Consider the following 20,181-nt stretch of genomic DNA (forward strand, 5'->3'; position numbering starts at 1 on the left):
AACTTTGCCCGGTAAAGCTAGTTGCTAGTAAAAAAATAGTGCCTACGGATACGTTAGCACTATGACTAGGATGGTGGGGTGGCAAGCAAGAGCGAAGCGGAGCACGAGCCCCGCGCATGTGACGGGGCGTTGGCCCGTGCGTTCGGCTTCCTGGGCAAACGATGGAACGGCGTCATTCTCGGCACGCTGCTGAACGGGCCGGCGGGATTCTCCGAACTCAAGCGAGCGGTCGGCGGGATCAGCGATTCGGTGCTCTCGGAACGCCTGACGGAGCTGGCCGGGGCAGGCCTGGTTACGAGGACCGTCGACGCAGGTCCGCCCATCGCCGTGGAGTACGAACTCACGGCGTCGGGACAGGCACTGCTCCCCGCTCTCAGTGAACTGACCACCTGGGCCGCGGAGAATCTGCCACCCGAGAGTTGCCCGAACTGACCTATTGCGTATGAACAGTCTTGTGAGACTCGTACCAGGTGTCACCTGCCGGTTCTCCCGCCAAGTTCCAACTCCACGAGACTGTCGGCGTGATGCGTGAATAGATTCCGGGGCCGGCCATTCCTACCCTCTCGATCGGCTGTTCAGCGATCCCGTAGATCCTGATCCCGCGCGCGACAAACGGCTCGAATGACGGCATGTCGTCCATGACGAGGGCGACTTCGAGTTGCCCCGAACCGATATTGCGGAACTTCTTGGTGTTCAGGACGGCTTCGCCGACCCCGCCGATCCATAAATGGACCCCGTCGTACTCGAAAGCCAACGGCACGACATCGGGTTGACCGTCCGGTGAGAAGGTGGCCGCGCGTGCCAGTGGCTGCGACTGCAGGTAGGCGATTTCTTCGTCCGTGAATGACAACTATTTCTCCTTCGGCGCGACGAAACATGTACGCAACGTAGATGCAACGTATCCAAAACTAGTGTTCTGGATCACACAGTGTTCGTGGGGTCGAGAGGCATTTGGTCACGAATCTGTGGGCAGAACGGGTCCTGTTCGCTACCGGTGGTGGACGAGGACAAGGTTCCGCGGGTTGAGCACACAGCCCGCGGAACCGCCCCCATCAGGGCACCGGCTGACAGGAGTCCAGGTGTCCGTAGTTGCGGAAGTCTCTGCGATCGATTTCGCGGAAACTGAATTCGAATGGGCGCAGAGATCGGCGCTGATTCGTGAAGTCGGCCCACTCGTTCCGGGGCCCCCATCTCTGGCGATGTGTCTGAGCGAGCCGACGCGCGGACTGGTCGACATCGCTTCACTGCTTCTCGCGGCCCCTTGGTTGCTTCGATCACCGCGTGGAGACGGGCATCCAGTCCTCGTTCTCCCCGGATTGCTGACATCGGACGTGTCGACTCTTGCCTTGAGGGCGTACCTGAGTTTCCTCGGATACCGCGTCCATGGCTGGAATCTGGGCGTCAACACCGGCCCGACCGCCATGGTGGTCGACGGATTGCCCGCCGCATTGGCCCAGGTGGCGGATCGATACGAGCAGAAGGTGTCGGTCATCGGCTGGAGCTTGGGCGGTATCTACGCTCGTAAACTGGCGAGGGACCTGCCAGATTCGGTGCGACAGGTGGTGGCACTCGGAAGTCCTTTCGCTCTGACCAGTCTGGAGCAGACGAGAGTCGGATCGCTCTACGCTCGTTTGTCCGGGAAGCACGCCATACTGCCTCCAGTCGACGGCATCGAATCCGAACAGGGGCCGCCCATTTCGGTTCCTGCCACGTCGGTCTACTCCAGACACGACGGTATCGTTCCGTGGCAAGCATGTTGTGAAACCACGTCCGGATTGTCGGAAAGCGTTGCGGTGCAAGGCAGTCACATGGGATTGACCCACAACCCGTCGGCGTTGTGGACGGTCGCCGACCGTCTGGCGCAGGACGTCGACAACTGGCAACCTTTTGCGGCACCGAAACGACTTCGGCGGCTGTTCCCGCGCTGAAGTCTGGGGCCGATATGTGGGGGAGAACCCTGAGTCCGACGCGGGGACAGACTGGTACCTGGGTATGTATTGCGGCCGGAAAAGATGGGTCCATGGCCTGATGTGCGTGAGTGCCCCGGCGGCGGATAGTGGAGATCGACGCGGATAGTCCGCGAGATCTACTGAAGGGGCACAGAACATGACTTCGCCGATGAAGACCCGCAAACTCACTCGAGCTCGCTCAGGCGCAATGTTCGGCGGGGTCTGCGCCGGGATCGCACGATACTTCGGGTGGAAGTCGTCGACCGTCCGCCTGCTGTTCGTGCTCTCCTGTCTGCTGCCCGGCCCGCAGTTTCTGATCTACATCGTCATGTGGATTTTCATTCCTCGTGAGGAAATCTGATCGAACCGCTCAACGGCGGCGGTCTTTCAGGCATTGCTTGGCCTCGTGCAGTTCATCGGCACTGAGCGGGGGGAGGGGGAGCGGGTCGCGGTGTAAGCCCTCGGTCCGTAGTCCGTCGAGCATCACCGAAAGGTACCGGCGCCACACAGTCGGGTTGACGGGCTGCGCAAATTCGGTGACGGCGCCCACCATGAAGACGAGGCCGAAAAGGTCGGTGACGACGGCGTCGGGGCGCAGCATCCCGGCGTCCTGGGCCCGGTAGAAGATCCGCTCGACCGACGGTTCGACGATGGACCGCTGGCACGCCAGCTGCTCGCAGCCCTCGTCGGTCCCGTTCATGACGTCCTTGAGTCCACGGTTGACCGACATACGGCTGCAGGCAAATTCGGCAAACGTGACAAGCCCGTCCCACGGATCCGGATTACTCAGTGATGCCTCGGCGGCCGCCGCCATGTCGGCGAAGTTCTGCTGGAAGACTCCGTCGATCAGTTCTTCCTTGCTCGCGAACCGCCGATAGACGGTTCCGACGCCGACACCCGCGCGTCGGGCGACGTCGTCGAGTGTGACGTCGATCCCTTCTTCGGCGAACAATTCACGTGCGGCATCGATGATCAACTGCCGATTACGTGCAGCATCGGCGCGAAGGGGGCGCTCCATTGCGGTACTCATGTCTCCACTCTACCCGTCAAGTGGAGACAGCCTCTCCGTTTTCGTGTAGCGTTTTTGCTAACCGGAGAAGTCATCTCCGCATAGGTTGGGCGAGGGACTATGTCAGACATTGCTGAACGGACTGAATTCGAGCAGTCCTCAGCGCCTTCAGGGGACAACCACGCAAAGCGGTGGCTGGTTCTCGCGGTTCTGGGAATTGCGCAGCTGATGGTGGTCTTGGATGCCACCATCGTCAACATCGCGCTGCCGGCTGCGCAGCGCTCACTGGAGTTCGGTGATTCCGACCGCCAGTGGATCATCACGGCTTACGCCTTGGCGTTCGGCAGCTTGTTGCTGTTGGGTGGTCGATTGAGTGACTTGTTCGGGCGCAGGCGAACTTTCATCGTCGGCCTGATCGGCTTCGCGGTCGCCTCCGCCATCGGTGGCGCAGCCGTCAACTTCGAAATGCTTGTTGCCGCTCGTGCCGGCCAGGGCGTCTTCGGTGCGCTCCTTGCTCCGGCAGCGCTGTCTTTGCTGTCCGTGACCTTCACGGATCCGGCTGAGCGTGCAAAGGCTTTCGGTATCTTCGGTGCTGTTGCCGGCGGCGGCGGCGCTATCGGACTGTTGCTCGGCGGAGCGCTCACCGAGTGGGTCGACTGGCGCTGGTGCCTCTTCGTGAACCTCTTCTTCGCGGCAATCGCTCTGGTCGGAGCAGTCCTGCTGCTCGCGCCGCACACCAGTGATTCGCGGCCGAAGCTCGATATCCCAGGAACGATCCTGGTCTCGATCAGCTTGTTCAGCATCGTCTTCGGATTCTCGAAGGCCGAGTCGGACGGTTGGAGTGCAACTCCCACCATTTCGTGGCTCGCTGCCGGCGTCGTGTTCATGGCGGCGTTCATCTACTGGCAGACCAAGTCCGAACATCCGCTCCTTCCGTTGCGGGTGGTCCTCGACCGAATCCGGGCCGGTTCGTATCTCGCGATCTTCCTTTCCGGCGCAGGTATGTTCGCAGTCTTCCTGTTCCTGACGTACTACATGCAGCTGATCCTCGGGTACAGCCCGATCATGACCGGCCTCGCATTCATGCCGATGGTGTTCGGAATCGTGACGGCGGCAACGCTTTCGACAGCGGTCTTGCTCCCTCGCGTTGGTCCGCGAGTGCTGATCGTGAGCGGAATGGTCATCGCGGCGATCGGAATGACGCTGCTGGCCCAGATTTCCGTGGACAGCACCTATGCCGTCCATATCCTCCCGGGGCTCGTCGTCACCGGACTCGGTATGGGTAGCATCTTCGCGCCGTCCATGCAGGGCGCAACCTCCGGCGTGCATCACGAAGATGCGGGCGTCGCATCTGCCACCGTCAATACGATGCAGCAGGTGGGCGGCTCGATCGGTACCGCGTTGCTCAGCACGATTGCGGCTTCGGCTTCCACCAACTACCTGGTGGGCCGCGAGATGAATCCGCTCACTCAGGCACAGGCTGCCGTCGAGAGCTACACCACGACGTTCTATTGGGCAGCAGGTATTTTCGCGGTCGGAGCGGTCTTGACCGGACTGGTTCTGCGGAGTGGACTGCTTCCCGATTCGCCCGAAGGTGAGCCGGTAATCGCCCACTGACAGTAAATTTCGGGGTCGACGCCATTGCGGCGTCGACCCCGAAATCGAGTCAGCAGTTCTTATCGGGCGATGCCTGAAACCGATGAAGGACGTGATCGAGTTGTTCGGACGACAGCGCCGGGACGGGGAGTTCTTGATGGCCGGTGCGGGAAGCGCAGAGTCCGTCGATCATGAACCCGAGTGCGCGGCGGTAAGCCTGAGGGGCCTCGTCGCCGCCGAACTTCTGGGCCATCTTGACGACCTGCATGAGAAGCGGAATGTCGTTGACTTCGAAGTCGCTGCGCAGGGTGCCCTGTTCCTTGGCACGATTGACGAGTGCCGCGGTGTGCTGGGCGATCCCCGCGCGCGCGCGAGCGAAAGTGTCGGACGTGAAGCGCCCGTCCATCAGGAGATCACCGAATCCGCGGTTGTCCGCCATGCGCAGGGAGATCACGTCGAGGAAGTAGACAAGGCCTTCCCAGGCGTCGGGCATCTCGCGGGCGGTGGCGGCGATCGTTTCGATCTCGGAGCACCGTGTGTCGAACAGGGCCTGGATCAGCTCGTCCTTGCTGGCGAACCGCCGATAGACAGTGCCGACGCCGACGCCCGCGTGTTTCGCCACATCGGCAAGAGTGGCGTCCAGTCCTTGGGCCGCGAACACCTCGCGGGCGGAGTTGAGAATCCGCTCGAGGTTGGCCTTGGCGTCGGACCGAAGGCGCGGCTGTGAGCAGTCGGCCGAGGTCCCCGCACGAGAAGCGTCGGGGTGGGTTGTCGGCATCCTCACAGTCTACGGCACTAAGCGGAATGATCGATTCCGTTAGTGCTATATTGCTAAGCGGAACGTGTGGTTCCGATTGTCCGTACGAGAGAAGCCGATATGAGCACGTCTGACATCTGGGTCGGGAGCAATCCGATCTCGATGGTGGGTACGCGGAGCGCGGGTTTTGCGGCTACGAGGCTTCGCGCTCTTGCCGGAGACGGTGCCTTTGCCCAGCTCGTTCGTTTTGCTCTCGTCGGCGGAGCCAGCAACATTCTCTACTTCGCCGCTTTTCTGGCCCTGCGCGGTGACGGAGCGCTGGTCGCCAATGCTGTAGGTGCAGTCTTGAGCACCATTCTTGCGAACGAGCTGCATCGCCGGCTCACCTTCCACGCCGCGGATCGCGTCAACTGGTTCACTGCTCAGTGGGAAGGTGGTGGGCTCGCCCTGGTCGGATTGATCGCCAGTTCTGCTGCCATCAGTGCGCTCGGATTCCTGTTGCCCGGTGCTGACGGGCTCCTTCAAGCGGGCCTTGTGATCGCAGTGAGCGGAATTGTCGGCGGTCTCCGGTTTGTCGCACTTCGCGGTTGGGTTTTCTGAGCGGATCGCGGGTTCGGATCGAAACGGTTCGTAAGGAACACTGTGACCCATGAGCCTTTCGATAGCCGATTCCGGCGTCCGTCTGGCCGTGCTCTGTATTTTCATGGCGCTCGTGGCCACACTCGTCTACCGATTCGCTCGCCTCGGTAGCATTCGGATAGTTCCCGGCGCGCTCGCACGCGGCGCCCTTCAATTGGCTGCTGTTTCGTTGATCCTTGCCGCGGCATTGGCTCACATCTGGTCAGCACTCCTCGTGCTCGTCGGCATGTTCGCTGCGGCGTCGTTCACCGCTGCACGACGCTCCGGCGCAGGAACTTCCGGCGGGTGGCTGACCGTCGCGTTGGCATCGGGAATCGGTGTGGTGTTGCCACTCATGCTGCTTTCCGGAGTGGTTCCGGTCGAAGGCGTCGCTCTTGTCCCGATCGGCGGAATTGTTTTGGGCGGCGCCATGACAGCAACGTCGATGGCAGCCAAACGCGGACTCGACGCCGTCGACGATCGTTTCGGGGAAGTGGAAGCCGCACTGAGCCTGGGTTTCTCGCAACGCGATGCGCGGTGGGAAGTCGCCCGTACCGCCGCGTCCGACGCCCTGTTGCCAGGAGTCGACCAGACCCGCACCGTCGGCCTCGTGACATTGCCCGGCGCTTTTGTCGGCGTTCTGCTTGCGACGGGGTCGGCTGTTCAGGCCGGTGCAGTACAGATTCTTGTCCTGGCTGGGCTGTTGTTGGCGCAAACCTGCGCTGTAGCTGTGGCTTTGGAACTCGTTGCCCGTGGCTTCGTATTTCGGGGAAAGGCTGTCAGGCCTGCGCGAATTCGTTGATCTTGTCGCTGCGCAGGACACGGTCGGGAAGATCGGGAGTGTTCGCAGCGAGGGAGATCATCGCCTTGCCGATGTTCTCGCTGGTGGTAACGCCGTTGGGCCACACCTTGCGCAGGAGTGGGTAGAGAAGCACGGAAGCCTGATAGAAGAGCTTGTACCACCACGTTTTCGACGGCGATCCCGGGCGCGGACGGATGAACCCCGGTCTGAGGATGTAGGTCGTGAGGGGGAGTGTGAGTAGCGCGTTCTCGGTTGCGCCACGTACTCGCTTCCACATGGTCTTGCTGGTTTCGGTGGAGTCGGCGCTTTCACCGGACACATAGACGAAGACCATCTGCGGGTTCAAGCGCGACAGCGTTGTGGCGGCGGCAAGCGTGATGTCACCCGTGATGTGGGTGTAGTCGGCTTCGTTCATTCCTGCGGAGGACACACCGAGGCAGAAGAAGCAGGCGTCGGCGCCGATCAGATCTGCTTCGATTGCCGAGTAGTCCAGTAGGTCGCGGTGAACGATGTCGACGATCTTCGGGGCAGTTGAACCGCACGAATTGCGGCCGACGGTTACGACGGTGCCGATTCGTGGATCGTCGAGGCACTCGAGCAAGACGCTGTTGCCGACCATCCCCGTTGCGCCGAAAACGATGACCTTCATTGTGTCCCCCGCCGGTATTGGTTCTGCTTTCTGTGATGCGCACACTACGGAACAGTCTGAGAATCGACCGACAGCGACCACCAACTGAACGCTTGACCTGCATTTATGAGTCCATTTTGACCCGACTTGTGACTAAAGTCCCTACAAACCGGCTGGACGGTTGGCTGAAAATAGTTTTATGGACGAAGGAGTTGATGAAATACACGTTCTCGGATCGGAGTCCGCCGGTCGGATGATCGAGGCGTCGACGATCATCGTCCTGGGTGCACTCTGTGCCGTCGTCGCAGGTTCGGGCGTGTTTTTTGTTCTCGGATCGATTGGTGGATTTGCTCGACTGCTCTACTTGGTCATGCGGGCGCCGATCAACTCTTGCTCGGTACCAGTTTCGAACTTCGAACTGGCGCCTTCGAGAACGTCATGTGGTCGTTGATGCTCCCGAACGTCGAGTGAAGACGATCGAGGATGTAGTTCTGACGCATGTTCCAGGGTGACTTCGATCCCTGCTTCGGGAACTGTTCAACCGCGCGCATGACGTACCCGGACGCCAGATCCAGGATCGGACGCTGGTCCATGTCTTCGGTCGCGTGCGGCACACACTTCGCATAGCCGCGCTTGTCCATCTCGGTCAGTAGTCGGCACACGTACATCGACGTGAGATCGGCTCGCAGAGTCCACGAGGCATTGGTGTATCCGACGCACATCGCGAAGTTCGGTACGTCGCTGATCATCATGCCCTTGTAGACGTAACGATCACCGAGGGTGACGGGTTCACCGTCCACTTCGATCGACATCCCGCCGCATGCTTCCATCTTCAATCCTGTTGCAGTGACGATGATGTCGGCTTCGAGTTCGCGTCCTGATGCGAGCCGAATCCCGGTCTTGGTGAAGGTGTCGATGTGATCGGTCTCGATCGAAGCCTTGCCGGATCGGAGGGCTTTGAACAAATCGCCATCCGGTACGACGCACAAGCGCTGGTCCCATGGATCGTAGGTGGGTGTGAAGTGGGGATCGAGTGGGATCTCTTCCGGGAGTTGACGACTGATCGCGAGGTTCAGCAGCCTCTTTGCGCGCGCCGGACTGCGTCGGCACAGTTGGTAGAAACTGAGGTTCACTACGACGCTCTTCCATCGAGCGATGCTGTGCGCGAGTTGATTCGGCAATACCGCACGGATGGTGTCCGACACCTTGTCGCTGGACGGCAGCGCCAGAATATAGGTCGGCGATCGCTGGAGCATCGTGACGTGGCTTGCGTCCCGCGACATCGTGGGGACCAAAGTGACTGCGGTGGCGCCGCTTCCGATCACGACGACCTTCTTGTCGGAGTAATCGAGTTCTTCGGGCCAGAACTGCGGGTGCACCACCTCGCCGGCAAACGATTCGCGTCCGGGAAAGTCGGGGGTGTATCCGCCGTCGTAACTGTAGTAACCGCTGCAGAGATACAGGAAGTTGCAGGTCAGTGTTTCGTCTTCGCCGTCAGTCCTCACGGTGACTGTCCACGTCGAGTCCGCTGACGACCAGGATGCTGCCGTCACCTTCCGGTTGTACCGAATCTTCTTGTCGATGCCGTTTTCGCGAGCGGTTTCGCGCACGTACCGGAGGATCGAACCACCGTCGGCAATTGCTTTGGCATCTGTCCACGGGCGAAACGGGTAGCCGAGCGTGAACATGTCGGAATCCGAACGGATACCGGGGTATTTGAAGAGGTCCCAGGTTCCGCCACTGTTCGCACGGGCCTCGAGAATTGCGTACGACTTACCGGGCAGTTCGGTCTGGAGTCGATACGCAGCACCGATGCCGGACAAGCCGGCGCCGACGATCAGGACATCGAGGTGTTCGGTGCTCATCAGTTCGGACTCCGTATCGATCGCGTGGTCACCCACAGAGTAAGTGTTCGTTCACCACACTACTGAACGATGCTCAGTAAGGCGAGGACGTCCACGTGATCGTCGGCGGCCGGATCGCCGCGCACAGTGGTTTACCTGCGGCGTCGGTGAGTCCGAGATCTCCGTGGAGCACGTCGGAACCGTCGGCCTCGTCAATGACGTGCTCGGGGACCGCGTCGAGCATCAGCTTTGCGCGCCGGAACATCTCGAACGTCTGGTCCTCGGATAACGTCACCCAGGACAGGTAGATGAAGCGTCCGCGCGGTGGGCCCTGGATGTACGGTCCGAGAATGTCCCAGGCATTGGGCTTTCTGTCGAGGTTCGCTGCCAATTCCCACCGCACTGTTTCGGAGTCTCCCGGTACGAGGTCGAGGATTTCGTGGGGCTTGCCCCGGCGCTGGACGCCGACGTGGATGTTGCTCCGTCCTTCGAAGGTTGCGGTTTCGGAACAATCCCGTCCGGGCAGGCTGTGACCGGTGATGATGATCTGCATATCGACATCATGCTCTGCACGGGTCGGGAGGGGTTGGCGTGGTGAGGCGTTCGGGTAAAAGGGTTGTTGCCGCCGTGGTGGCGAGCATTGTGTTGTCGAGCCTGCCGTTGTCGAGTCTTGTGGTGGTGTCAGGTGTTGCCGTGGCGACTGCGGACGAACCGGAAGTCGCGGGTGCGTTGGAATCGCACGAACTGCTCTCGGCTGCAGCCCTTCCGGTCGGTACCGGTGCAGCGGAGCGAGTTGTCTATCGGACCCTGCGAACTGCCGACAGGTGGGGAGAGTCGTCAGGGTCGGTGTTTCTACCGGAAGGTGCGCCACCGATCGGCGGCTGGCCCGTCATCTCCTACGCCCACGGAACTCTGGGCAGCGCCGATCAGTGTGCGCCTTCGTCAACCGGATTCGGTCCAGGGGAGATCGAACCGATCGAACGCTGGTTGGACCAGGGATATGCAGTTGTCGCTACCGACTACTCGGGTCTGGGCACCGACGGGGTATTGGCGTATCTCGACGGGCATGCCGCCGGCGCGAATGCCGTCGACATCGTGCGGGCCGCACACGAGTTGTACGGGAACGTGTTGAGCCCGCGGTGGATGGTCGCAGGTCTGTCCGAAGGTGGTCACGCGACGTACTTCGCGGGACGCGAGGCTGCCGCTCGTGCACCGGAATTGGATTTCCGCGGCTCGGTTGTTGTTGCAGGACCCACACATATGGAAGGTCTGTTCCCGTTGGGGGGACCGCTGTTTCCCGACATCGGCATCACTGGATTAGTGGGGTACGCGCTGTATGTCCTGGCTGGAATCGACGACCAACGACCCGAAGAGAACATTCGTGAGGTTCTCTCGCCCCAGGGAATCGAGTGGATGGAAAAGGCGCGATCTCTGTGCGCCGGGGATCTCGGCCGACAAATTCGAACCGAGCGAATCCAGTTGGGCTCGTTGTTCTCTCGGTCGGTCTGGACGCCACGCATGTACGACCTGTTCCGCGAGATGATGCAGGTGCCGGTCGACGGATACGACCGACCACTGCGTGTGGTGCAGAGTCTTTCGGACACAACTGTACCTGTCGCGCTCACCTGGGCGCAGCTGTTCGATATGCGTACGCGAGGAACGCAATTCGAGTATCAGGAGCTCAACGGGATCAGTCACGGCCAAACGACGGTCGCTTCAATGGACCAGACCATGGAGTTCATCGATCGATTGATGAGGTGATGGATTGGTGGTGTGGTTGTTCAGCGCATTCGCCGTGGGCCGTAGTCGTGGCCGCCGTTGGCGAACCACACGATCGCCGCAATCGCGTACAGGATGCAGACGAGGAGTAGCAGTCCGCCCGCGATCCACAGTGAAGTCTGGCCGAGTCGTTTCACGCGATCGGACGCGTACCGCGATCCGGCGACATCGCCGTCGGCCCACAAGGGATACACGTTGAAGGCGTGCGTGAAGGCGGCGAAGGAGAGCGGCCAGAAGAACAGCAGCGAGACCACTGCCCAACCGGCATTGACAGGTGGTCGAATTGGGTGCTGAGGAACGGATTGCTGGACGGTGGGTTGATCCGGGGTCGTCATTGGGGCTCCTGACATGAGGTGGCCCTTACGACGCTACTGCGATGGAGCTGAAGAATCACTGAATGCGCGTGATCAGCCGTAATGCCAGTCGCGATCCATCCGTCGGAAGTACGGAAAGAGTGTGGCCTCCTCGAAATCGAGGTGCGACTGCATATGGTCCGCCAATTCGGAAATTGCGGCGTGTGCCCGTTCTCGAGAACCTCGATATCGGCTCGCAAAGGCTCGTGAACTTGGGGCGCTCACGTCAGTACACTTCGGTTCCGCTCCGCGAGCATCCGAGCTACGGGGAGAACATCGTTCGCTGCCATCTCGATTCGCTCGAAGACCTCAGGGTTGAGGATCGTGGTTCCGTCGAAATCACCTGAGCTGAGATAGATCCCGACAGGAGCTGTGAGCGCTTGAAAGAAGGCAAACAAGGGCCGCAGGGCATGATCCAACACGAGAGCATGGCGTTCGCTGCCACCTGTCGCGGCAAGTATCACCGGAGTGTTGGCGAGTGCGTACTGATCGACGAGATCGAAGAAGTGCTTGAACAGTCCCGTGTACGAGCCGCGGAAAACCGGTGACGCGGCGATGACGATATCCGCGGACTCGACTGCAGCCAGCGCTTCGGCGGTGACAGAGTCGACCTGATCGCGATCCAGAGCTGTCGCGAGCCCGGGAATCAGATCCACGATCTCGATGACCTGTGCGTCGATCTGCTCGAAGTCACTGAAGGTTTCGACGATCAGATCGACGAGTGCGCGAGTTTTGGAAGGCTTCTGGAGGTTGCCGACAACGGCGACAACTTTAAGTGGCGTGCTCACTGAAATTCCTATTTCTCAGATGATTTCAACGATTCGATTTCCTTGCGCACCACGGGGGCTACCTCGGTGCCGAGGATCTCGATCGAGCGGAGCATGTCCTTCTGCGGAACATTGCCGAAGCCCATCTGGATCATGATGCGGTCGTGATGGAACAGCTCGTACTGCGCCATCGTCTTGTCGATGATTTCTTGCGGGCCACCGAGGAAGAACGCGCCGGCGGTGGTTGCCTGCGCTTCGTATGCCCTGCGCGGCATGGGAACTCCGTTTCCACGCTGATGATGATTCTGCATCCAGCCGGCCTGGAAGTACGGGTAGGACGTATCGAGTGCTGTTTGCTTCGAGGTGTCGACAAACCCCGGCGAAGCAATAGAGACAGCGAGCTTCTTCGGATCATGTCCGAACTCCGCTGCAGCCCTGCGGTACAGATCGACGAACGGTTCGAACTGCTGGTAGCTCCCACCGATGATCGCAAGTGACAGGGGCAGGCCGAGTTTCGCAGCACGGACAACCGAGGCCGGGGTACCTCCGACCGCGATCCACACGGGAATCTGGCGATCCGGACGAGGTGTCACGTCACCGTCGATCAGTGGTGCGCGAAGTTGGCCCTCCCAGTTGATTGGGTTCTCGTCACGCAGTTTCAGTAGTAGGTCGAGCTTTTCGGCGAAGAGTTCGTTGTACTGGGAAAGGTCGTACCCGAAAAGCGGAAACGACTCCGTGTAGGAGCCTCGGCCGGCAATGATCTCGGCGCGGCCTTCGGAAAGCAGATCGACCGTCGCGAACTGTTGAAACACGCGGACAGGATCGTCGGAACTCAGGACGGTCACTGCACTGGACAGCTTGATGTTGTCGGTGGCCTGAGCCATTGCTGCGAGTACAACTGCAGGGGCCGAGACTGCAAAGTCGGTGCGATGATGTTCGCCGACGCCGAAGACGTCGAGTCCCACCTGATCGGCAACGGTTGCCTGCTCCACCAAATGACGAAGGTGGACACCGGGATTCATCATCGCGCCGGTAGTGGGATCTGGGGTGAGTTCACCGAAATGGTAGACGCCCAATTCGAAAGCCACGTTGTTTCTCGCTATCTGTTCGTGGGGGTGATGGAAAGTTGTTCTACGTGCGCATCGCAAGCGCCGCTTTGATTCGCGTGGTGTGTGGCAAGTCGGGAGAAGAAGCGGTCGAGTACCGGAAGCTCTTCAGGTTCGATGAGATCGGAGAAGTAGTCGGCGATTCCTCGCGTGTGTATGGCGGAAGCCGTTCGAAGTGTCTGCTTGCCTGCGGGCGTCATCGATACCGTCACGACGCGTCGATCGTTGTCCGGTCGAACGCGCTCCACTAATCCCGCCTGGACCAATCGATCGACGACGCGCGTCACGCCGCTGGTGGTGACCAGGACAAGCTCGGCCAGATCGCCCATGCGGATGGTGTTTCCCGGAGCTTCGTGCAGTCGGAGCAGAACGTCGTACTGGCCAAGGGTGAGTCCGGTGGTGGTTCGAAGGTCCGCCTCCATCTTGCCGAGGATGACGCTGTGGGAGACGACGAGGTCGCGCCACACACGACCCCGTACGTGTTCATCAGTTGTCATCGGTGACGCCCTCCATTTATTTGCGACCGCAAGTATTGCTTACTCAAATAATACGCGTGCGACGGTCGAACTATTCCCTGCTCTTATTTGCGCTGGTAGCAAGGGATTGACTCGAACGCATGTTCGAGTATTGTTGAGGGGGGGATCGGGGGATTCTATGAGTGTCTTGTTGTCGGATGTGGTGTCTGGTTCTGCGGTGGGGTTGCGCGGACGCCTGTGGCAGTTGACTGCTGCGGAGTTGCGCGCCGCTGCTATCGAGGCGAGTGCGGAGATTCTTCGCCTGGAAGCGGTGCGTGTGGCGGTGGTGGACGAACTGTCGATGCGCCCGGATGATCAGGTGATTGCCAGCCGCGGCGTCGGTTCGTGGTTGGCGGCGAACACGATGCTGCAGGTTCGGGACGGGAAGAAGATCGCCGCCCTGGGCGCCGCGCTACGGCCGTTCTCGGCTGTGGCGGCTCGGTTCGATTGCGGGGATTGCTCGTTCGATCACGCCGTCTTGATCGTCGCGTTTTGTGAGTCCCCGCCGAAGGGGATGCCGGAGGAAGCGCTACCTCGCTGCATCGATTTGTTGTTGGCGGCTGCGTCGGGGGTGGAGGCGACAACAACGAAGGTGCGGCACGTCATCGCGACCTTGGAGCGGGTGTTCGAATCCGATGAGATTCCGCCCGCCGAAGACGTGGATCTCAATGAGTTGCGTATCGCGTCGACGCTGAACGGTCGGGTGGTGGTGCGAGGCGATTTCGACGCTCTCACCGGCGAGATGTTGCTGTCGGCCCTGTCGAATTTGACGATGCCGACCCCAGCGCCCGATGGAACTCCCGATGCACGGTCGGCGGCGAAGCGGACGGCGGACGGGTTCACCGAACTGATCCGCCGCTATCTGGATTGCGCCAAAACCGGAACCGATGGTGGGCAACGTCCGCATGTGAACGTGTACATCAACGCGCGCGATCTCGCTGAGCATCGGGACTGCGCCGCCGCGCCTTCAGATGGTGAAGAGTCCCCGTCGGATCTCGACGTCGGACACATGCCATGGCTCGGGCCGCTGTCGGTCTCGCAGACCAGGCTTCTCGGCTGCGATTGTTTCCTGTCGACCGTATTGCTCGACGATCACGGGGCGCCGTTGGATGCGAGACCCGGAAAACGGTTGGTCAGCGCCGAACAGAGAGTGGCGTTGATCGCCCGAGACAAGGGCTGCGCGTTCCCCGGCTGCACATGCGTACCGGCCTGGACCGACGCACACCACATTAAGCACTGGGCGAACGGTGGTCCGACGGTGATGAGCAACCTTGTCCTGCTGTGCCGTTCGCATCACCGGCTGATGCACCGCAAATCGGGGTTCGTCGGCAAGTGGGCGATTCGGATCGGCGTCGACAACAAACCGTGGTTCATCCCGCCGCCCTCGATCGACCCGCAGCGGCACCCGCGGCCGGCGAACACCACCTTCAAAACCTGAGAACAGCTTCTCGGGTACAACAGAATACGGCCGAACACCGCATCGAAGGGATCCCCCGCTGCGGTGCCGACAGGCCGTGGCGGAGTCGAATCAGCGGTTCGAGCGCTTCTGTCGGTACATCTCGGCATCAGCCGCATCCCAAGTCTCGGAGAGACTCTGGGACATCGAAAAGTCAGCCCGCCCGACCGAACAGCGCACCTCGGCTAGCCGGAAGGACTTCTCCAAACGCTCGATCAGGTAGTCGACAGCGTGTGGTTGTGTGTCGGACAAGGCGATTCCGAACTCGTCGCCGCCCAACCGCGAAACTACGGCGCCCGGGTACGCGCACGCTGCCAGGATTTCACCGGCCCGTTGGACGTACTCGTCGCCGGCGGCGTGACCGAGTTCGTCGTTGATGGTCTTCATGCCGTCGAGATCAACGATGATGATCGATCCCGGATCGGCGAATTGCCGGTATCGCGTTTGCTCGGCTTCGAGGAAGCGATTCCATCCACGACGATTGAGAAGGCCGGTCAACGGGTCGGTCTCGGCATCGAGTTGCGCAGTTTCGGCCAGACGAACCGACTGCGCACGCTGATAGTCGACGTCGAGAATGGTTCCGAGAAGCCGGCACAGGAGCGTGAGTAGTGCTTCGTTGTCCTCGAGAACAGAATCGCCCGGGGTCGGGTCGGCGCCACACAGCGTTCCGAAGAGGCTGCCGTCGCTGTGCAGAATCGGAATGCTCACGTAGGCGCCAATCCCTTCCCACCTGTCATCTCGGGAAAGCGCGGGCACGAGTTCTCGGTTGGACGAGACCGGTGGCGCATTTCCGCAGACGACCTCGCTGCACATGGTGTCTTGCCACGCGCGTGTCTCGCCGACTTCGATGTGAAGGGGGTTGGGTGAAACGGTCAGAAAAACCTGGTTCGACCCGTCGAATCGCGTGATCGACCAGAGTGCCAACGGGAGGTGGTCGTCGAGATAAGAGACGATCGAGCGACTTGCTTGGTCGAAATTCGTCAATGGCGGAAGCAACGGCATTGACGGGAGTGGCAACGACGGGAATGTCATCGGCGGGATGGTGCGCGCCTGACCGTGCGACATCGTTGACCTCCTGATCGACAGTCCGATTCTGTCGATCTGCAGGCTCTTGGTCCCGTGTACGACATATCTCCCTCGAACAGTCTGCCTCGAGAATCCCGACGATTGCTGAAAGTGTGCTGTGATTCTTCTGACCGCCAGGCAGGCAATCGGAAGCGGCCAGCTAATCTTCCGGTATGGAGCTGGCGCGTGGGGCGAACACAGTCATTGACGGAACTTCATTGAAAGTGGCGGTGAGCGGTAGCGCCCCGGGCACGGTGGATCTGATGGTGTTCCAGCTCGATGATCGCAACACAGTGCGCGATGACGCGGATTTCATCTTCTTCAATCAGCCGGTCTCACCCGAAGGCGCGGTGCGCTTGGAGTCCGGCGGCGTAATCGAAATCGACATCGCAAGGGTGCCCGCTGACATTCACCAGCTGAGTGTTGCCGTGGCGTTGGATGCGGCGGCAAACGGAACCCTTTCTTCAGTCCGTGACATGGGCGTCGTCGTGGAACAGGCCGGTTCCGTCGCGGTTGTGGCTCCGGCTTTGGGTCTGACGACAGAGAGAGCGGCGGTCCTCGTCGAGATCTATCGCCGCGGCGCGGGGTGGAAGCTGCGCAACGTGTCAGCTGGCTGGGACAGCGGATTGGCAGATCTGGTAACAGCATTCGGCGTTTCTGTCGACGAGGAACCGCAGACCCAACCTGCCGGGTCCGCTGAATCGGTAGACGGAATTCGGAGCGTGCCTGACGAGGCGAAACTCTCGATGGTGAAGCGGGAGAAACTGGACCTCCGAAAACGTGAGGTGGCCAAGGTCCTGCTGACCAAGGGTGGCAACGGAATTCGTGCGCGAGTGGTTCTGGTGATCGACAAAACAGGCAGCATGGCCAAGCAGTACCGTACCAGGGTGGTTCACCGCGTTGTCGAACGCATGGTCCCCGTTGCGATCCAACTCGATGACGACGGCAAACTCGAGCCTTACTTGTATGCAGTCAGCTTCATCAAGCTTCCCGAGATCTCCGTGCATGATGCGGAAGAGTGGTCTGACACCTACCTGCACTTACGCGGTTCGCACGGCGGTTTCAACTACGACAAGATCGGCGCCGCGAATCGCGAAGTGCCGATCATGACAGAGATACTCTCCGGCCTGACCCGTGGTTCGGCCCCTACGCTTGTCCTGTTCTTCACCGACGGCGGCTTCAGTGAGCGCAAGGAAATCACGAAACTGATGCGCGAAGCGTCTGGGCTTCCGGCCTTTTGGCAGTTCGTCGGAATCGGCAAGGCCAACTACGGAGTGCTGGAGAAGCTCGACGACCTCGACGGCAGGGTGGTCGACAATGCCGGATTCTTCGCGCTGGACGACATCGACACCGTCGACGACGCTCAGCTGTACACCCGTTTGCTGAGTGAGTTCCCGGATTGGCACAAGGCGGCTGTGGCCGCAGGCATCACGAAGCCGTGACTCAGCTGGTCGAAACCAGCTGCGGTGCATTCTCTTTCAAGAACTCGTCGATGAAAGTCCAGGTGGAATCTCGCGCGGTGGGACCGGCAACGAGACCGAGGTGACTGCCCGGTGCCTTTTCGAATCGAACTGACGGCGCTCCGGTGAGGACCGAGGTGATCGCCTCTACCGAAGCGATGGGTGCGATCACGTCAGTGGCGCCGCCGATCGCGAGAACGGGGACCTTCAGTACGGACAGTTTGATCTCACGTCCGGCAAGTGTGATGGCGTCGTTGTAAAGTCCGTTGCCGAGCATGAGTTGTTCGCAGATCTGCTGAAACGCCTTGCCAGGGTATCCGGGCATTGCCCCCATGAACTTGTCGATCGATTCCATACGAGCCAGAGTCTCGGTGTCGTGGAGATTACGCACGATGAACCACGGCTTGAGGACTTCACGCTGCAAAGCCGTCACCTTGTAGCTCGCCTGAACGAGGGGAGCGGGTAGTCCGCCGACGAGATTGGTCGCGGACGTGAGTGGCGTGTCACCGGTGTATTTGCCGATCAGCCTCAAGGGGCTGATGGCGGGAATCTTCGTGTAGTCGATCGGTGTGCCGATCGCGGTGATCGACGCGATCGGAAGGTCGGGGTGCGCGGAGCTCGTGAGTAGAGACATGGTTCCGCCGAGACTCCACCCGATCACGGAAACGGCAGCGCCGTCATGCAGATCCGATATGGAGCGGATCGCTTCGGGGATGATGTCGTCGACCCAGGCCTCGAATCCCATTCCGCGGTCGGAGTACCGCATGGTTCCGTAGTCGAGAAGATAGGGAGTGTTGCCGCCGCCGAGTAGGTGGGCGGCGAGGCTCTGGCCTGGACGAAGATCGTAGCAATCGGCGGAAACTGCGAGGGGCGGCACGAGAAGAACCGGGTTGCCCTTCGGTGTCCACAATGCACCGAAGCGATATAGATCGCGGTGTGGACCTTCGCTGATCAGCACGGACGGGGTGCGTTCGGCCTTCTCGACGCCGTCGCCGAACGAGAGTCCCCACGCGTTGCGCGCTGCGGTGTCCAGCGTCGGACGCCACGTCGCGATCAAGCCACTGATATCCAGCACTGCTTCCCCTCGGAGTCGAATCGGCTGACGGCCGAGTCGGCCGCGCTCGGTGTATGTTACCTGCCTTCACATACATCGACGTCTGGGGTGTAGAAACCCAGCTCGGCAACGGAGCCACCGTGCCGAGCTGGGTCGATCGGTAATAATCAAGCCGGGACGATCAAGCCCGTCGCGGCAGTGGCCGTTGCGTAGCGCTGTGCGACGTCTTCCCAGTTGATGACATTCCAGTAGGCCTTCACGTAGTCGGCCTTGACGTTCTTGTACTGCAGGTAGAACGCGTGCTCCCACATGTCGAGCATGAGCAGCGGAACGATGCCGATGCTGATGTTGCCTTGCTGATCGGTGAGCTGCTCGATGACCAGTCGCTGCCCGATCGTGTCGTAGGCCAGTACTGCCCAGCCGGATCCCTGCAAAGTGGTTGCTACAGCGGAGAAGTGGTTCACGAATGCGTCGAAGGAGCCGAAGTGCTCGTCGATCGCAGCCGCCAACTCGCCTTCCGGCCGCTCACCACCGTTGGGGGAGAGGTTCTTCCAGAAGATGGAGTGATTGGTGTGGCCGCCGAGGTGAAAGGCGAGGTTCTTGCTGAGTAGCGGTGCCTTCGCGGTAATCGTGCCGTCTTCGCGGGCAGCAGCCAACTGCTCGATTGCGCTGTTGGCGCCCGCCACGTAGGTGGCGTGGTGCTTGCTGTGGTGCAGTTCCATGATCTCGCCGGAGATATGGGGCTCGAGAGCGGCGTAGTCGTAATCCAGCTCGGGGAGAACGTATTCAGTCATGTGACGTGCCTTCCTTTGAGGAGATGTTGTGAGGGGACAGGTTTCTGTAGGTTCGATCGTGATAGACCAGTGGCTCCGAAACCTGCTGCGGATCGATGACGTCGACTACGCGTGCGGTGACAATCACTGCGGAGCCACACGTTGTGGCATTCAAGGGAACTGCGCGCAGGGCATGGCCCGTCCCATGCAGGAACGGTTCACCGGTCGGCAGAAACGACCAAGGCATGTCGTCCCCGAAGCGCACGGCGCTGCGGGTCGCGAACGTGGCAGCCAGTCGCTCGTTTGCCGAATTTGCCAGGTGAACAACAAAACTGCGGGCGGAAGCAATGACTCTGGCAGAACCTCGCAACGACTGCAGCGAGAACGCCAGAACTGCTGGATCGGCGCTGATCGAGATTACCGACGACGACGTGATGCCGGCCGGGCCGTCGTCGCCCGTTGCCGTGATGATCGAGACGCCGGCGGGATGGTTCCGGAACGCCTCGACGAAGGAGCTTCGGATGGACAGCTCCGAATCGACGGCGTGGCCCGAAACAGATTGGGTGCCAACCAGTTTTGTGGTCACTCCTCGCCCCTCTTCTGCCTCGGTTTTTCTGTCGTTGCACTGTCTTGTGCAATACCGACGTTAA

23 protein-coding genes are annotated in these 20,181 nt (G+C 60.7%); 9 read left to right on the forward strand and 14 right to left on the reverse strand.

Going from position 1 to position 20,181, the window contains the following annotated elements:
• The first annotated feature begins 78 nt into the window (after positions 1–78).
• Positions 79–432: a helix-turn-helix domain-containing protein gene (locus ACFQ6Y_RS04640; RefSeq protein ID WP_279164427.1), complete on the forward strand. Its 354-nt coding sequence runs from the start codon at positions 79–81 to the stop codon at positions 430–432.
• Position 433: 1 nt separating this feature from the next.
• Here ACFQ6Y_RS04640 and ACFQ6Y_RS04645 read toward each other — a convergent pair whose 3' ends face one another.
• Positions 434–850 carry a PPOX class F420-dependent oxidoreductase gene (locus ACFQ6Y_RS04645; RefSeq protein WP_378629560.1) on the reverse strand — a complete coding sequence of 139 codons (417 nt, stop codon included), beginning with the start codon at positions 848–850 and terminating at the stop codon, positions 434–436.
• Positions 851–1,079: 229 nt separating this feature from the next.
• Between ACFQ6Y_RS04645 and ACFQ6Y_RS04650 the strand changes: the two genes are divergently transcribed.
• Positions 1,080–1,928, forward strand: coding sequence for an alpha/beta hydrolase (locus tag ACFQ6Y_RS04650; RefSeq protein WP_378629563.1), 849 nt, complete (start codon positions 1,080–1,082; stop codon positions 1,926–1,928).
• Between the two features lie 178 nt (positions 1,929–2,106).
• Positions 2,107–2,310: a PspC domain-containing protein gene (locus ACFQ6Y_RS04655; RefSeq protein ID WP_378531852.1), complete on the forward strand. Its 204-nt coding sequence runs from the start codon at positions 2,107–2,109 to the stop codon at positions 2,308–2,310.
• A gap of 9 nt (positions 2,311–2,319) precedes the next feature.
• On the opposite strand, the gene ACFQ6Y_RS04660 is transcribed toward ACFQ6Y_RS04655, so the two are convergent.
• Positions 2,320–2,979, reverse strand: a complete 660-nt coding sequence (locus ACFQ6Y_RS04660; protein WP_378629566.1) for a TetR/AcrR family transcriptional regulator — start codon at positions 2,977–2,979, stop codon at positions 2,320–2,322.
• Between the two features lie 99 nt (positions 2,980–3,078).
• Between ACFQ6Y_RS04660 and ACFQ6Y_RS04665 the strand changes: the two genes are divergently transcribed.
• Complete coding sequence (locus tag ACFQ6Y_RS04665; RefSeq protein WP_378629569.1) at positions 3,079–4,575, forward strand: MFS transporter; 1,497 nt, start codon at positions 3,079–3,081, stop codon at positions 4,573–4,575.
• 49 nt (positions 4,576–4,624) lie between these two features.
• On the opposite strand, the gene ACFQ6Y_RS04670 is transcribed toward ACFQ6Y_RS04665, so the two are convergent.
• On the reverse strand, positions 4,625–5,332 hold the full coding sequence (locus tag ACFQ6Y_RS04670) for a TetR/AcrR family transcriptional regulator (protein ID WP_378629572.1): 708 nt from the start codon (positions 5,330–5,332) through the stop codon (positions 4,625–4,627).
• 141 nt (positions 5,333–5,473) lie between these two features.
• On the opposite strand from ACFQ6Y_RS04670, the gene ACFQ6Y_RS04675 reads away from it, so the two are divergent.
• Positions 5,474–5,911: a GtrA family protein gene (locus tag ACFQ6Y_RS04675; protein ID WP_020908979.1), complete on the forward strand. Its 438-nt coding sequence runs from the start codon at positions 5,474–5,476 to the stop codon at positions 5,909–5,911.
• A 49-nt stretch (positions 5,912–5,960) separates the two neighbouring features.
• Positions 5,961–6,731, forward strand: coding sequence for an ABC transporter permease (locus ACFQ6Y_RS04680; protein ID WP_378629575.1), 771 nt, complete (start codon positions 5,961–5,963; stop codon positions 6,729–6,731).
• On the opposite strand, the gene ACFQ6Y_RS04685 is transcribed toward ACFQ6Y_RS04680, so the two are convergent.
• From ACFQ6Y_RS04685 to ACFQ6Y_RS04695, 3 genes are all read right to left on the reverse strand, one after another.
• Positions 6,709–7,380 carry an NAD-dependent epimerase/dehydratase family protein gene (locus ACFQ6Y_RS04685; RefSeq protein ID WP_378629577.1) on the reverse strand — a complete coding sequence of 224 codons (672 nt, stop codon included), beginning with the start codon at positions 7,378–7,380 and terminating at the stop codon, positions 6,709–6,711. The two genes, ACFQ6Y_RS04680 and ACFQ6Y_RS04685, sit on opposite strands and share 23 nt — an antisense overlap.
• A 362-nt stretch (positions 7,381–7,742) precedes the next feature.
• On the reverse strand, positions 7,743–9,224 hold the full coding sequence (locus ACFQ6Y_RS04690) for a flavin-containing monooxygenase (protein ID WP_378629579.1): 1,482 nt from the start codon (positions 9,222–9,224) through the stop codon (positions 7,743–7,745).
• 73 nt (positions 9,225–9,297) lie between these two features.
• Complete coding sequence (locus ACFQ6Y_RS04695; protein WP_378629582.1) at positions 9,298–9,756, reverse strand: DUF5990 family protein; 459 nt, start codon at positions 9,754–9,756, stop codon at positions 9,298–9,300.
• Between the two features lie 38 nt (positions 9,757–9,794).
• Between ACFQ6Y_RS04695 and ACFQ6Y_RS04700 the strand changes: the two genes are divergently transcribed.
• Positions 9,795–10,964 (forward strand): alpha/beta hydrolase family protein, encoded by a 1,170-nt coding sequence (locus ACFQ6Y_RS04700; RefSeq protein ID WP_378629585.1) that lies wholly within the window; start codon positions 9,795–9,797, stop codon positions 10,962–10,964.
• A gap of 20 nt (positions 10,965–10,984) precedes the next feature.
• On the opposite strand, the gene ACFQ6Y_RS04705 is transcribed toward ACFQ6Y_RS04700, so the two are convergent.
• The 4 genes from ACFQ6Y_RS04705 to ACFQ6Y_RS04720 form a co-directional block, all read right to left on the reverse strand.
• The gene (locus tag ACFQ6Y_RS04705; protein WP_378629587.1) at positions 10,985–11,317 is read right to left on the reverse strand and encodes a CD225/dispanin family protein; all 333 of its coding nucleotides are present in this window, start codon (positions 11,315–11,317) and stop codon (positions 10,985–10,987) included.
• 239 nt (positions 11,318–11,556) lie between these two features.
• Positions 11,557–12,123, reverse strand: coding sequence for an FMN reductase (gene msuE / locus ACFQ6Y_RS04710; RefSeq protein WP_378629589.1), 567 nt, complete (start codon positions 12,121–12,123; stop codon positions 11,557–11,559).
• Positions 12,124–12,131: 8 nt separating this feature from the next.
• Complete coding sequence (locus ACFQ6Y_RS04715; protein ID WP_095968633.1) at positions 12,132–13,190, reverse strand: LLM class flavin-dependent oxidoreductase; 1,059 nt, start codon at positions 13,188–13,190, stop codon at positions 12,132–12,134.
• Positions 13,191–13,201: 11 nt separating this feature from the next.
• Positions 13,202–13,705: a MarR family winged helix-turn-helix transcriptional regulator gene (locus ACFQ6Y_RS04720; protein WP_378629592.1), complete on the reverse strand. Its 504-nt coding sequence runs from the start codon at positions 13,703–13,705 to the stop codon at positions 13,202–13,204.
• A gap of 157 nt (positions 13,706–13,862) precedes the next feature.
• Between ACFQ6Y_RS04720 and ACFQ6Y_RS04725 the strand changes: the two genes are divergently transcribed.
• On the forward strand, positions 13,863–15,161 hold the full coding sequence (locus tag ACFQ6Y_RS04725) for a DUF222 domain-containing protein (RefSeq protein ID WP_378629594.1): 1,299 nt from the start codon (positions 13,863–13,865) through the stop codon (positions 15,159–15,161).
• A 90-nt stretch (positions 15,162–15,251) separates the two neighbouring features.
• On the opposite strand, the gene ACFQ6Y_RS04730 is transcribed toward ACFQ6Y_RS04725, so the two are convergent.
• Positions 15,252–16,244: a GGDEF domain-containing protein gene (locus ACFQ6Y_RS04730; RefSeq protein ID WP_378531901.1), complete on the reverse strand. Its 993-nt coding sequence runs from the start codon at positions 16,242–16,244 to the stop codon at positions 15,252–15,254.
• A 173-nt stretch (positions 16,245–16,417) separates the two neighbouring features.
• Between ACFQ6Y_RS04730 and ACFQ6Y_RS04735 the strand changes: the two genes are divergently transcribed.
• Entirely contained in the window at positions 16,418–17,686 is a 1,269-nt protein-coding gene (locus ACFQ6Y_RS04735; RefSeq protein ID WP_378629597.1) for a VWA domain-containing protein, read from the forward strand.
• Position 17,687: 1 nt separating this feature from the next.
• Here ACFQ6Y_RS04735 and ACFQ6Y_RS04740 read toward each other — a convergent pair whose 3' ends face one another.
• From ACFQ6Y_RS04740 to ACFQ6Y_RS04750, 3 genes are all read right to left on the reverse strand, one after another.
• On the reverse strand, positions 17,688–18,779 hold the full coding sequence (locus ACFQ6Y_RS04740) for an alpha/beta fold hydrolase (RefSeq protein ID WP_378629599.1): 1,092 nt from the start codon (positions 18,777–18,779) through the stop codon (positions 17,688–17,690).
• 146 nt (positions 18,780–18,925) lie between these two features.
• Complete coding sequence (locus tag ACFQ6Y_RS04745) at positions 18,926–19,552, reverse strand: superoxide dismutase (protein WP_378629601.1); 627 nt, start codon at positions 19,550–19,552, stop codon at positions 18,926–18,928.
• Complete coding sequence (locus ACFQ6Y_RS04750; RefSeq protein WP_378629603.1) at positions 19,545–20,117, reverse strand: flavin reductase family protein; 573 nt, start codon at positions 20,115–20,117, stop codon at positions 19,545–19,547. Before ACFQ6Y_RS04750 ends, ACFQ6Y_RS04745 begins: the two co-directional genes overlap by 8 nt.
• Positions 20,118–20,181: the final 64 nt, after the last annotated feature.

The sequence above is a fragment of the Rhodococcus sp. NPDC056516 genome (genome assembly GCF_042794655.1).
Lineage (GTDB): Bacteria > Actinomycetota > Actinomycetes > Mycobacteriales > Mycobacteriaceae > Rhodococcus_F.